We start from the raw sequence: 13,179 nt of genomic DNA on the forward strand, positions 1-13,179 counted from the left end.
GCAAGCACCAAAATAAACGTGCCATACATCAGCACATCGGTGCCGATGTACTGGCGGTATTTGCGGTAAAATTCTGGTAGTTTGCTCATGGTCTGCGGCAATGGGGGAGGCGCCGGGCAAAGGTACGCCGCGCCGCTGCGGGCCCGGTTTGGTCGTACTTTTGCAGTCATTTTGACGAAGTATCCGATGCCCATATCCGCTGGTAAGCGCTGGAATTATATCCCCGAAACCGACCCTGCATTGGCGCATAAGCTGACGCAGGCCCTCTTCATTGCCCCTGAGATAGCCGCCCTGCTGGTGCAGCGCGGCATCGCCACGCCCGCCGCCGCCGCGGCCTTCTTCCACCCCGACCTGCGCCAGCTGCCCAACCCGCTGCTGATGCGCGACATGGACCGCGCCGTGGACCGCCTTGCCCGCGCTCACCGCGAAGGCGAGAAAGTGCTGGTGCTGGGCGACTACGACGTGGACGGCATTACCTCCGTGGCCACGGTGATGAGCTACCTCACGCCCTTGTTCGGCGCCGAGCGCCTGCGCGACTACATCCCTGACCGCTACACCGAAGGCTACGGCATCTCGCAGAAAGCCGTCGATTTTGCGGCCGATAACGGCTTTGCCCTCATTGTGGCGCTCGACTGTGGCATCAAGGCCGTGGAGCAGGTGGCCTACGCCAGCAGCCGCGGCGTCGATTTCATTATCTGCGACCACCACCTGCCCGGCGAGGAACTACCCGCCGCCGTGGCCGTGCTCGACCCCAAGCGTGCCGACTGCGAGTATCCGTACAAAGAGCTTTCCGGTTGCGGCGTGGGCTTCAAACTGATGCAGGCTTTCGGGGAGCACCTCGGGCTGTCGCAGGAGCCGTTGCACGACCTGCTTGACCTTGTGACGGTGAGCATTGCGGCCGACATCGTGCCCATCACCGGCGAAAACCGCATTCTGGCCGCCCACGGGCTGCGCCGGTTTAATGAAGACGCCCACTTGCTGCGGCCCGGCTTGGCGGCCCTGCGCGAGCTGGCCACCCTGCGCGAGGGCCCGCTGGGCATCAGCAGCCTGATTTTCGGCTTCGCGCCGCGCATCAACGCCGCCGGCCGCATGGGCGACGCCCGCCGCGCCGTGGCCATGCTCCTGGCCCCCGACCAGCAGGAAGCCCGTTACACCGCCGAAGTGGTGGACCAAATGAACCAGCAGCGCCGCGGCTCCGACCAGCACACCACCCAGGAGGCGCTGGACATGATTGCGGGCAGCCCTACGCTGCAAAATGCTCACGCCACCGTGCTTTACAAGGCCGACTGGCACCAGGGCGTGCTTGGCATCGTGGCCTCGCGCTGCCTGGACCAGTATTACCGCCCCACCGTCATCCTGACGCAGCGCGACGGCAAAGCCACCGGCTCGGCCCGTTCCGTGGCCGGGTTCGACGTGCACGAGGCCTTGGAAGCCTGCGCGCCGCTGCTCGACCAGTTTGGCGGGCACCGCGCCGCCGCCGGTCTTACGCTAAAGGTCGAAAACGTGCCTGCCTTCCAGCGCCGCTTCGAGGAAGTGGTGGCCGGCACCCTCACCACCGAGCACTTGGTGCGGCCGGTGGAAGTGGCGGCCGTGTTGCCCATTGGCCGCATCAACGAAGAATTCTTCGCCGAGCTGCGGCGCATGGAGCCCTTCGGTCCCGGCAATCCCAACCCGGTGTTCGCCTCGCAGCGCCTCGTGGCCGTGCCGCACAGCGCCCGCGTGGTGGGCCAGGGCCACCTCAAGCTGCGCCTGGCTTCGGCCGATGCCCAGGGCCCGGCCGTCGACGCCATCGGATTTGGCCTGGCCGACTACCTGCCCCAAATTGAGCAGGGCCAGCCCTTCAGCGCCTGCTACACGGTGGAGCTGAACGAGTACCGCGGCCAGCGCAGCGTGCAACTGCGCCTGCTCGACGTGCGCTGGGAGTAGCCCGGGGCCGGCGGCTAGTCGGCCGTAGGCAGGGCCCGGAAATAGTAGAACGTCTTCTTGGTGGCCAGGGCCAGCGTGGGCTGGGCCATGTGCATCAAATAGTCGCCGCGCACGAACAGCCACCGCGAGTTGGGCAGGCCGAGGTCCTGCGGGTATTCGCGCAGCTCCAGGCGCGTGAGTACGTGGTTTTCGCGGCGTTCAATCAGGGTTTGGCGGCCCTTTGTGTCGTAGAATACCACCTTTTCCAGCTCCACGCCGAAGCGCCGCTTGATGGTTTGAATTTTAACGATGCCGGCCCCGGATGGGGTGTTCACGCCGGAATAAAACGACGACACTCCCTTGGCCTTGGCGTAGGCCTGCACGCGGCGGTGGGCACTGCCGAGCGAACCCTGCGAAGACTTAAAAAAGCCCATGCGGCTTTCGGCGTCTCTGCGAACGTTGGTCACCCGGCGCATCAGCGAGTCGTGAGCGGCGGTGTAGCGGGCGGCCTGGTCGGGGGTGAGGTCTGACGCGGCCGGTTGAGAGGTGGTTTGGGCGCAGGCCCAGGCCGAACTGCCCAGCAGCAGGCCTGTCAGCAAAAGTTTGCTTGTCATAAAAATTGGTTGGTAGAAAACGGGCGCAAGCTACTGCGCGCTTGCTTATCGCATGGTCCGCCACACCCACCACAGCAGCGGCAGCTGCAACGGCAGCCGGCCCCAGGCCACCCAGCCGGGAATGCCGAGCTTCTCGTGAATGAGGGCCATGTACATATTGGCCGGATACACCGCTACGAGCAGCGCCAACAGCCCCCAGCCGGCCAGCTTTCTTGTGGGCCTCAACAGCAACCCTAGCCCACCCAGCACCTCAAAAATGCCGCTGGCGTACACCAGCGCCAAGGGCTGCGGCAGTTGCGGCGGCATAATAGCTAAATACGTGGCCGGATGCGCAAAATGCCAGACGCCGGCTGCTACAAAAAGCAGGGCCAGGGCAACGCGACTGAGCAGGCGGAGGGACATGAAACGGCAAAAGTGCGGCAGAAAAGTTGCTCCCGAGCCTTAGTGGTTTATACTGAAAATGCCGCGTTGCGGGAGAATCTTTTGGCCTGCGGCGGTTGTCATAGGCAAGGCGGTCCGACGGGACGGCCTGCCTTGCCTAACGCCCGTTAGGGTCGTACTTTTGTGTCAATAAATAATCATTCCCACCACGCCCATGCAAACCGCCACGTCCTCTAACATTTACCAACTATCCGAAGAGCAGCTCGCCGTGCGCGACGCCGCCCGGGACTTTGCCCAGAGCGAGCTGTGGGCCGGCGTTATCGAACGCGACGAGCACCAGAAATTCCCCGCCGAGCAGGTGAAGAAGATGGGTGAGCTGGGCTTTATGGGCATGATGGTGAGCCCCGAATACGGCGGCTCCGGCCTCGACACCGTGAGCTACGTGCTGGCCATGGAAGAAATCTCGAAGGTCGACGCCTCCTGCTCGGTCATCATGAGCGTAAACAACTCGCTGGTGTGCTGGGGCCTGGAGAAATACGGCACCGAAGAGCAGAAGCGCAAGTACCTGCCCCGCCTGTGCTCGGGCGAAATCATCGGCGCCTTTGCCCTCTCGGAACCCGAAGCCGGTTCCGACGCCACCAGCCAGCGCACCACCGCCGAAGACAAAGGCGACCACTACCTGCTGAACGGCACCAAAAACTGGATTACCAACGGCACCACCGCCTCGGTCTACCTCGTCATCGCCCAAACCAACCCCGAGCTGAAGTCGCGCGGCATCAACGTCCTCATCGTCGATAAGGACATGCCCGGCTTCGTGCAGGGCCCGAAAGAGAACAAGCTCGGCATCCGCGGCTCCGACACCTGCTCGCTGATGTTCACCGACGTGAAAGTGCCCAAGGAAAACCGCATCGGCGACGACGGCTTTGGCTTCAAGTTCGCCATGCAGGTGCTGGCCGGCGGCCGCATCGGCATTGCGGCGCAGGCCCTGGGCATTGCCTCGGGCTCGCTGGAACTGAGCCTGAAGTACGCCAAGGAGCGCAAAGCTTTCGGCGTGCCCATTTCGCAGCACCAGGCCATCCAGTTCAAGCTCGCCGACATGGCCACCAACGTGGACGCCGCCCGCCTGCTCTGCCTGCAAGCCGCCGCCGACAAAGACGCCGGCCAGGACTACGGCAAGTCGGGCGCCATGGCCAAGCTCTTCGCCTCGAAAGTGGCGATGGACGCGGCCGTGGAAGCCGTCCAGATTCACGGCGGCTACGGGTTTGTGAAGGAGTACCACGTGGAGCGCCTCATGCGCGACGCCAAGATTACCCAGATTTACGAGGGCACTTCTGAAATTCAGAAAATTGTGATTTCGCGGGATATCCTCAAGTAAACCGCGAATTGCCTAAAATTCAGATTCATTGCACAAAACCCAGCCACTTTTTGGCTGGGTTTTTAGTTTTTGTGAATTTCAAGGTGTTATCTTGCACTGCGGTAGCCGCATATCCGGCCCAGCCGCTCCCTAAATCCGCCGCTTTGGCACCTTGAATTATGGAAGATTACAATAAAGTCATCGAATCGTTGGGCGTGCGCTATATCAAAGCGAAGAACCTGGTGTTGCACCAGCCCTTCACCGTGCGCAATTCCTACGACGTCGGCAATAACCTCATCCTGCTGCACAAAGGCCACATCACGTTTGGCGAAGAAGAGATGGTAGTGGAGGAGGGTGAAATGCTGTTCATTCCCGGCGGCCGTCCCACCCGCGTAAGCTACGGCCAAGACCCCAAAGGCCGCGTCATCACCAACGACGACCTCATCACTAATAAGGACAAGTTCTTTCATTCTAACGACAACCTCGACCTCATCGGCGAAGCCGACGAAAGCCACAGCTTCGTGAGCTTCGAGGCCAAGGTGTTTGATTCGGTTAACTTCTTCGCCTCGCTCGACGTGCCGGCCTTCCTCATCTCGGGGCAGCCCAAGCTGGCCAACCTCGTGATTAAGGTGGTCGAGGAGAGCATTCAGGACCTGCCCGGCCGCGAACGCCTCATCAACATCTACACCGAGAACATTGTGGTGGAAGTGGTGCGCTACGTGCTGCGCAACAACATGTTTGTGGAGCAACTGGCCACCAACAGCACCTACTTCAAGGACCCGCGTCTGATTGACCTGTTCAACTACATCAAGGAGAACCTGGGCGGCGACCTCTCGAACAAAGTGCTGAGCGGCGTGGCCAACGTGAGCGAGGACTACGTGGGCCAGTACTTCAAAATGCTGACCAACATCAATCCGCAGGACTACATCGAGTACCAGCGCATGGAGCGCGCCGTGTTTCTGCTGCGCACCACCAAGAAAAGCATCCGCGACATCGGCAAGGAAGTGGGCTACAAAGACACGGCCTATTTCTGCCGCCGCTTCAAGATGATGTTCGGTATCCCGGCCGGCAAGATGCGCCGCCGCGAGTCGGCCATGAACATCTAAGCCGAGTGGCCGACGTGCATTCGGTACAATGAAAAAGCCCCGCTTCGTATCGAAGCGGGGCTTTTTGGTTACTCAGCAAACGAGCAGCTTACTCGATGCTGCGGAAGTTGTCGTCGGTGCGGCTGCTTTCCGAGGTGCGGGAGCCGTAGTCGCCGCCAGAAGCGGAAGACGACGAGCCGAAGTTCGAGCCGCTGTCCGAACGGCTACCACCTAAGATGCCGGTGTTGCCGCTGGCGCTGCTGCGGCCGGAACCGGCCGACGAACTGTTGTCATAGCGGCTGCCGCTGGCGTAGCCAGAGCCGCTGCCACCGTAGCGGCTGCCGCTGTTGCCGTAGGGCGAGCCGCTGTCCTGGCGGCTGCTGGTACCCGAGGCCGAGCGGCGGCTCGTGGACGCGTCGGGGGCCTGGTAGCCGTAGCTGCGGCGGCCGTAGCTGCCGCTGCTTTGGCGGCCGTAGTTGTAAGAAGACGAAGAGGAGTCAGACGACTTGCCTTTGCGCAGGGCCAGCCAGCCCAGGCCCGCGGCCAGAATGGCGCCGCCCACTACTTTTTGGGTGGTGCTGAGCTCGCCCACGCGCGACAGTGCCCGCGAGCCCCAGTCTTTCACGCCCTGGGGCAGCTGGTTCACGCTGTCGAGCACGCCCGAATCCTGAATCCATTTTTTGCCGCTTTCCATGGCCGTGTCGAGCAGGTTGTTTTGCTCGCCGTTGGTCTGCTGGCCCTCGCCCTGGCGCTCGGCGCCGGCGTTGGCCGAGGTTTGGCCCGATGCGTTGGGAGTAGCCGAACTGTTCTGGGCGCTGGGGTTGCTGCGGCTAGTGGTCGTTTTGCGGCTATTGGCGCCCGCGGTGGCGTCGTTGCCGAGGCCGGTGCTGCCGGTGCTGTTGCCGGCGTTCTGGTTGCGCACGTCGTCGCCCGCCATCGGCGAGCCCGGTTGATTGGGTTGGTTATCCATGGTGAAAGGAAGGAAATGTGGAGGTGGAAATGGAAAGGAAAAGCTAACCGCACCCGGAGGGCTACGGGGGCTTTTATTCGTAAGTCCTCCGGGATAAGTTGCGTTAGCACTCAATCTTTTGGCCAGCCAAGCCCGCGTCTACGGGCCCGCGCGGTGCCCACCGACGGCTAGGGCCGGGTGGCGTGCCGGGGCAATGGCCGCAGCACGTGGGCGGGGTCGGCCAGCACCACGCGGCGGGCTTCTTCGCGGGCTTCTACCTCGTACTTGTTGTGGAAGTAGCCCACCCGCGCCGATTCCACGAGGTATTTCCAGAGGAAGCGCACCAAGCCGTGTTCCCGGTATTGGCGCAGGTGCACGGCTTCGTGGGCCACCCATTCGGCGTCGGCCAGAAACTCCTCGCGGGTGGCGCCGCTCAGGTGCACCGTTTGGCCCACCACCATGGCCACGCGAGGGGCGCGCAACACCAGACGGGCAATGCGGGCGAGGGGAGAGCGGGGCCAGGTCCGAAGATTTTGCATAAAGCAAGATAGCGAAATAGTGAAGCCGCGCTATTACGGTAAAGGAAAGGGCATGGTTGCAGAGGTAAAGAATATTATTCGGCTAATAAATTTGATTTAATAAAGAAAAATTGAATTTTATTCACAAAAAGTGCTGAGCTTATCAAAAGTTTAGGTTAGCTTTACCCAACGACCATTTCCAAAGGGAATATAATTTTCCCGTTCCGACTGCCTTTTCACTTCTTTTCATCCGGCCCAACACGGCTTCGCCTATCGCCTAAGAAAACTACTAGCCCGGCTCTTTTTGCGCCTTTGCAGAAACCCGGATTTGTGCTCCCAACCCCTAACGACGGACAATGAAACATAGCATTCTGTATTGCCTCGCCGCTGGCTCCCTGGCCCTCTCTTTCTTCTTCGAACGTGCTCCCGATGCTTCGGCCACGGCTCGTGCCACCGCGGCACCGGTCGTAGCCGAAGCATCGCTGCTTCCGGCCCTGACGATGAGTGAGCCCATTAAACCCGCCGGCACGCCCGCCAATACGCCCGTAGAAAAGCCCGCCGCGCCCACCGCCGCCGAACTGGCCGCCTCGCGCGACTCGCTGGCCTACCACTACTATGCCCAAACCCTGGGCCTGCGCCTGGCGTTCGACGAGAACAAGGACCTGCTCCGCACCGTGACCGACTGGATTGGGACGCCCTATTCGTATGGCAGCAACTCGCGCAAAGGCACCGACTGCTCCGGCTTCGTGACGCGCGTGTTCCGGGAGGTGTACGGCATTAACTTGGTGCACTCGTCGCGCGCCATGTTCAGCACCACCAAGCGGGTGGCCAAGGCCGAGATGGAAACCGGCGACTTGGTGTTTTTCCGCCGGGGCAAAGGCCCGATTTACCACGTAGGCATCTACCTGAAAGACGGCAAATTTGCCCACTCAGCCACCAACGGCGGCGTGATGGTGAGTTCGCTGAACCAGCCGTATTACCACCGCAATTTTTACGCTGCCGGCCGCGTGCGCGCCGCTGCCGAAGCCACCGACAACTAACCTTTGCTAACCGAATTGCAAGGCAATGCGCCCGGCCCCCACGGCCGGGCGCTTTTTTTGTCCGTTGGCCGAGTGATTGGCACCGTTGGCGGAGCAGGCGTTGCAGCTTAATCAAAGAAAGTAGATATTGTAGTTAAACCCGCGCCACGCTCGCAGGTCTATGCTAAACCATTGGGTGATAAGAAAAAGCTGTTGAATCACCACGGGACCCGACGAGTTTTTGGGCTTCACACTCACGCGCCTGCTTATGAATCGTAGACTTTTCCTCCAACGAAACGCCGCCGTTCTCAAGTCTCCAACTGCCGCGGCAGCGATGCCTATGGCCGCCACGGCCGCGCAAGACCCGCCCGAAAAGGTGAGCCGCTACGCCAACAAGGTGCTGCCCACGGGCCTGTCGCGGGCCACGAGCACGCTGGCGCCCTACGCCGGCCCGTGGGGCTACGAGCAGGCCGCGCACCTGCTACGGCGCACCCTGTTCGGCCCGACGCGCCCCGAAATTCAGGCAGCGGCGGCTTCCAGCTTGTCGGCCGTGCTCAACGGCCTGCTCGCGGCGCCCGCCGCGCCGGCCCCTCCCGTGAACGTGTCGACCACCGACACGAGCGTGCCCATTGGCCAGACGTGGACGGCACAGGCTTTTGACCAGAATTTTGAGGGCGTGCGCCGCACCTCGCTGCGCGACTGGTGGCTGGGCCAGCTGCTGGGCCAGGGCACCTCGCTGGCCGAGAAGATGACGCTCTTTTGGCATAACCACTTTGTGGTGGAGCTGGGCGACATCAACGACGCCCGCATGGGCTACGAGTATTGCCGGCTGCTGCGCCAGCACGCCCTCGGCAACGTGAAGCAGCTGGCCAAGGACGTGACCGTCACGCCGGCCATGCTGCGCTACCTCAACGGCAACCAGAGCACCGCCGGCGCGCCCAACGAAAACTACGGCCGCGAGTTGCTGGAGCTGTTCACCGTGGGCAAGGGCCCGCTGATAGCGCCCGGCAACTACACCAACTACACCGAGGCCGACGTGCAGGCCGCCGCCAAAGTCCTCACCGGCTGGCGCGACCAGGCCGCGCCGGTGGGCAGCTACTTCACCGCCAGCCGGCACGACGGCACCACCAAGGTGTTCTCGTCCTGTTTTGGCAACGCCCGCATCGCGCCTAACGGCGCCAACGAATACCTCGACTTGGTGAACCTGATATTTCAGCAGGCCGAGACGGCGCGGTTTCTGGTGCGCAAGCTCTACCGTTGGTTTGTGTACTATGTGATTGATGCGCAGGTGGAAACCGACATCATTCAGCCCCTGGCCACGCTGCTGATTCAGAACAACTACGAGGTGGCGCCGGTGCTGCGCGCCCTGCTCAGCTCCGAGCATTTCTTCGACGTGCTGAACATGGGCTGCCTCATCAAAAGCCCGCTCGATTTCACGGTGGGGCTGTGCCGGCAGATGCAGATAGCGTTTCCGGCGGCCAGCGCCGGCGTGGTGGCCCAGTACGGCATGTGGAACTACCTCAACGGCGTGGTGGCCCTGCAGCAGCAAACCCTCGGCGACCCGCCCAACGTGGCCGGCTGGGCCGCCTACTACCAAACCCCGCAGTTCCACGAGCTGTGGATAAACGCCGTGACGCTGCCGCGCCGCAACCAGATTACGGACCTGCTCATCGGCAACGGCTACACGCGCAACGGCGTCAAGATTGTGATTGACCCGCTGGCGCTCACGCTGGCCATGCCCGCGGCCACGGCTTCGGACTGCAACCTGCTCATTGCCGAGTTTGTGCGGCTGATGGTGCCCATTCCGCTGACGGCCAACCAGCTCACGTTCCTGAAAAACGCCTTGCTGCCCGGCCTGCCCGACTTCGAGTGGACCGTGGAGTGGCAGCAGTACCTGGCCGCGCCCACCAACACCGCCAAAAAAGCCGCCGTGACCACCAAGCTGCAAGCCATGCTGCGCGCGCTGATGGGCTTGGCCGAATACCATTTGTCTTAACGCCACCGGCCTATCTCTATGAAGCGTCGCGACTTTTTACAGACCACGGCCGCTGCTGCGGCCGGCACCGCCCTGCTGAGCGGCATGCCCATTGGCGCCTACGGGTATTCGCCGCAGCTGGCGGCCCTCACCAACGCCACCACGCAGTCGGACAAGGTGTTGGTTATCATTCAGCTGCAGGGCGGCAATGATGGCCTGAACATGATAATTCCGCTGGACCAGTACCCGGCCCTGATGGCGGCGCGCGGCAACATTGCCCTGCCCCAGACGTCGGTGCTGCCGCTCACCACGGCCACGGGCATTCACCCGGCCATGGCGGCGCTGCACAACCTCTACCAGAACGGGCAGGTGGGCGTGGTGCAAAGCGTGGGCTACCCCAACCCCAACTTCTCGCACTTCCGGGCCACCGACATCTGGACGTCGGGCTCCGACTCGAACGTGACGCTGACCACGGGCTGGGCCGGTCGCTACCTCGACGGCGAATACCCCGGCTTCCCCACGGGCTTCCCCAACGCGCAGAACCCCGACCCGCTGGCCATCAGCATCGGTTCGGTGGTGAGCAACTGCGTGCAGGGCCCGAGCGTGAACATGGGCATGGCCATCGCGAGCACCACGTCGTTTCTGCAATTGCTGAGCGGTGGCGTCGACGCCGCCCCCAACACGCCGGCCGGGCACGAGCTCACGTTCATCCGGCAGGTGGTGAGCCAGACGCAGGTGTATACCTCGGCCATTCAGGCCGCAGCGGCGCGCGCCCAGACGCTCTCGCCACTCTACCCCGCCGCTGGCCAGAACTCCTTGGCCGACCAGCTCAAAATTGTGGCTCAGCTCGTATCGGGCGGCCTGCAAACGCGCATTTACGTGTGCACCCTGGGCGGCTTCGATACCCACACGCTGCAGGTGCCCGCCACGGGCAGCACCACCACCGGCACCCACGCCACGCTGCTGGGCAAGATTGCCGAGGCCGTGAACGCCTTTCAGGACGACCTGCGGCGGCATTCGGTGCAGGACCGGGTGGTGGGCCTCACGTTCTCGGAGTTTGGGCGGCGCATCAAGTCCAACTCGGGCAATGGCACCGACCACGGCGCGGCGGCCCCGCTGCTGGTGTTCGGCACCAAGGTGAACCCCATGGTGCACGGCCCCAACCCCACGCTGCCGGCCAACGCCGGCGTGAACGACAACGTGGCCATGCAGTTCGACTTCCGCAGCGTGTACACCAGCATCCTGCAAGACTGGTTCCAGGTGACGCCGGCCACGCTCACGCAGCTGTTTGGGCGCAGCTTCCCCTACGTGCCGGTGCTGCGGCCCGGCGCCCTGCTGGCCACCGCCGGCCCGGCCGAAGTGGCCGACTTCACGGTGTATCCAAACCCGGCCCCGCGCGACGGCCGCACGACCGTGGCCTACGACAGCGCCGGCGGCCACGTGCAGGTGGTGCTGCTCGACACGCTGGGCCGCGAAGTGCGCCGCGCCGTGGACCGCGAGCTGCCCCGCGGCGCCCAGCAACTGCCCCTCGACCTGAGCGGGCTGGCCGCTGGCGCCTACTACTGCCAGGTGCGCGAAGCCCGTCGCACCGGCTCGCGCATCGTGGTGGTGGAGTAAGCAGGGTAACTGTCAGAATATAACCGACCATAGCGCCGGCCTTGCCTTTAGGGGGTGGCCGGCGCTATGGTCGGTTTTTTGTGGGAAAGTGCACGAAAAGGTAGCCCCGCCAGGCCCTTTTGCGTAGAGGATTTTTCGGGGCCTGCCTGGGCCCCGATTCCTTTCACCTCCTCCTTCATTCCCTTCTTTATGGAAGCGCAAATCGAACAACAACTCGAAAAAATTCTGCCCGAAGACCTCGCCCGGACGTTTGAGAGTGCCTACCACGTGTTTCAGGGCAACCACGAGCACATGGACGACCTGCTGAAAAATGGCGGCGTGCTGCTGCGCAAAGCCGCGCAACGCTTCACGCCCACCCAAATGGTGGTTGGCATTGCGGCGCTGGCCGCGGTGGCCGTGGTGCTCATCAACCGCGCCACCAGCGACGACGACCACGAAGGCGAAGCCCGCGACGTGAGCAACCGCGACAGCAAGCGTCAGCTGGGCGGCAAAGACCAAGACAAGAAATAGGTTCGGAAACGAACCCCGAAAAGCGGCGCCCGAGAAGGCGTCGCTTTTTTTGTGCCCGGAGGCTGGCCCGCTTAGCGAATGTCGACCACTACGGGCACCACCAGCCGCACCGCCACATCCTGCCCGCGGTGCCGGCCGGGGTTGAAGCGCGGCAGGCGCAGTGCGGCGGCTACCACGGCGTCGTCTACGGGACCGGAGATGCTTTTGAGCATCACGGGGCGGGTCACGCGGCCGTCGGGCTCCACCACGAAGCTCACCTGGCCTTCGCCGTTGGCCGCCCGCTCGGGGTAGCGGATGAGCTCTTGCAAAGCCGATTGCAGGGCACCGGGGCCGTTGCGCTCGGGCAGCTCGGGCATTTGCTCTACCTGGCTATATACTTGGCTTTCGGGCACGGGCGGCGCCACGCCCGCTGCCGGGGCCGGGGGCCGAAACCAGATGTTCAGCGTCTGGTACACGGCCACGGGCAGGTCGTCGTAGCCCAGGGCGGGCTGCCAGCGCGGCTGGCTGCGCACCAGGCGCAGGGCTTCTTCGTCGCAGGTGGTGCAGAGCGGGCTCATCACTTCGGCGGCGCCCACGCGGCCGTCGGCCTTCAGCACGAAGCGCACCGTGACGCGGCCCTGCAAGTCGCGCTGGCGCACTTCGTCGGGCGTGCTCAGGTTCTTTTGCACATATTGCTCCAGCGCGGCCTCCCCGCCCGGAAAGCGGGCCGCCTGCGCCACTTCGTTGGCGGCGAATACGTGGCGCGGCGAGAGGAACATAACCGGCACGGTGAGCATCGTGGCCACGGGCAGGCCGTTGTAGCGGCCGGGCAGCAGGCGCGGCATGCGCCGCACGGCGGCCAGCGCCGCGGCGTCGCAGGCAGAGCTCAGCGACTGCACCACGGCGGCTTGCCGGGCCACGCCGCTCACCCCAATCACCACGCGCACAAACACGCGGCCCTCCACGCGGCCTTCGCGCACTTCGGCGGGCAGTTGCAGCTGTTTCTGCACGGCTTTTACCAGGGCTAGGTTGCCGCCACCGCTGGGTAGCGCAGGCATCTGTTCCACGTAGCTGAATACCTGGGCCGTATCGGGCTCATAGCGGCCGTAGTACTGCGCCGCCGCAGGGCGCGGGCGCCCGGTAAGCAGCAGGCAGAGCATCCCGGCCGTCCACGAGATACACCCGGAATGAAACCAAAATGGAAGCAAAACAGCGCGGTTATCCATGCCGCAAATGTATAACCAGGGCAAAACCCGTTCGAATGGTTTTGTCC

Annotated in this window: 12 protein-coding genes; 7 read left to right on the top strand and 5 right to left on the bottom strand. The window is 63.4% G+C overall.

Annotated elements, in window-relative coordinates:
• Positions 1 to 186: 186 nt before the first annotated feature.
• Positions 187 to 1,926: a single-stranded-DNA-specific exonuclease RecJ gene (recJ, locus tag JAO73_RS00885; protein ID WP_198975295.1), complete on the top strand. Its 1,740-nt coding sequence runs from the start codon at positions 187 to 189 to the stop codon at positions 1,924 to 1,926.
• 14 nt (positions 1,927 to 1,940) lie between these two features.
• Here the strand turns inward: recJ and JAO73_RS00890 are convergent, their stop codons facing one another.
• Both JAO73_RS00890 and JAO73_RS00895 read right to left on the bottom strand, forming a co-directional pair.
• Positions 1,941 to 2,519: a hypothetical protein gene (locus JAO73_RS00890; protein WP_198975296.1), complete on the bottom strand. Its 579-nt coding sequence runs from the start codon at positions 2,517 to 2,519 to the stop codon at positions 1,941 to 1,943.
• Between the two features lie 45 nt (positions 2,520 to 2,564).
• Positions 2,565 to 2,921 carry a DoxX family protein gene (locus JAO73_RS00895; protein ID WP_198975297.1) on the bottom strand — a complete coding sequence of 119 codons (357 nt, stop codon included), beginning with the start codon at positions 2,919 to 2,921 and terminating at the stop codon, positions 2,565 to 2,567.
• Between the two features lie 193 nt (positions 2,922 to 3,114).
• Here JAO73_RS00895 and JAO73_RS00900 point away from each other — a divergent pair, with 193 nt between their 5' ends.
• Both JAO73_RS00900 and JAO73_RS00905 read left to right on the top strand, forming a co-directional pair.
• Positions 3,115 to 4,275, top strand: a complete 1,161-nt coding sequence (locus JAO73_RS00900; RefSeq protein WP_190926338.1) for an acyl-CoA dehydrogenase — start codon at positions 3,115 to 3,117, stop codon at positions 4,273 to 4,275.
• Positions 4,276 to 4,433: 158 nt separating this feature from the next.
• Complete coding sequence (locus JAO73_RS00905; protein ID WP_190926340.1) at positions 4,434 to 5,360, top strand: helix-turn-helix domain-containing protein; 927 nt, start codon at positions 4,434 to 4,436, stop codon at positions 5,358 to 5,360.
• An 88-nt stretch (positions 5,361 to 5,448) separates the two neighbouring features.
• Here JAO73_RS00905 and JAO73_RS00910 read toward each other — a convergent pair whose 3' ends face one another.
• Positions 5,449 to 6,309 carry a hypothetical protein gene (locus JAO73_RS00910; protein ID WP_198975298.1) on the bottom strand — a complete coding sequence of 287 codons (861 nt, stop codon included), beginning with the start codon at positions 6,307 to 6,309 and terminating at the stop codon, positions 5,449 to 5,451.
• Between the two features lie 167 nt (positions 6,310 to 6,476).
• The gene (locus JAO73_RS00915; protein WP_198975299.1) at positions 6,477 to 6,827 is read right to left on the bottom strand and encodes a DUF4157 domain-containing protein; all 351 of its coding nucleotides are present in this window, start codon (positions 6,825 to 6,827) and stop codon (positions 6,477 to 6,479) included.
• A 335-nt stretch (positions 6,828 to 7,162) separates the two neighbouring features.
• Here JAO73_RS00915 and JAO73_RS00920 point away from each other — a divergent pair, with 335 nt between their 5' ends.
• From JAO73_RS00920 to JAO73_RS00935, 4 genes are all read left to right on the top strand, one after another.
• The gene (locus JAO73_RS00920) at positions 7,163 to 7,846 is read left to right on the top strand and encodes a C40 family peptidase (RefSeq protein WP_198975300.1); all 684 of its coding nucleotides are present in this window, start codon (positions 7,163 to 7,165) and stop codon (positions 7,844 to 7,846) included.
• Between the two features lie 319 nt (positions 7,847 to 8,165).
• On the top strand, positions 8,166 to 9,821 hold the full coding sequence (locus JAO73_RS00925) for a DUF1800 domain-containing protein (protein ID WP_198975301.1): 1,656 nt from the start codon (positions 8,166 to 8,168) through the stop codon (positions 9,819 to 9,821).
• A gap of 18 nt (positions 9,822 to 9,839) precedes the next feature.
• Complete coding sequence (locus tag JAO73_RS00930; protein WP_198975302.1) at positions 9,840 to 11,417, top strand: DUF1501 domain-containing protein; 1,578 nt, start codon at positions 9,840 to 9,842, stop codon at positions 11,415 to 11,417.
• Positions 11,418 to 11,606: 189 nt separating this feature from the next.
• Complete coding sequence (locus tag JAO73_RS00935) at positions 11,607 to 11,927, top strand: hypothetical protein (RefSeq protein ID WP_190926352.1); 321 nt, start codon at positions 11,607 to 11,609, stop codon at positions 11,925 to 11,927.
• A gap of 71 nt (positions 11,928 to 11,998) precedes the next feature.
• On the opposite strand, the gene JAO73_RS00940 is transcribed toward JAO73_RS00935, so the two are convergent.
• Positions 11,999 to 13,066, bottom strand: a complete 1,068-nt coding sequence (locus tag JAO73_RS00940; RefSeq protein WP_198975303.1) for a TonB family protein — start codon at positions 13,064 to 13,066, stop codon at positions 11,999 to 12,001.
• Positions 13,067 to 13,179 lie beyond the last annotated feature (113 nt).

It is taken from the genome of Hymenobacter miniatus (genome assembly GCF_016427455.1).
Lineage (GTDB): Bacteria > Bacteroidota > Bacteroidia > Cytophagales > Hymenobacteraceae > Hymenobacter > Hymenobacter armeniacus.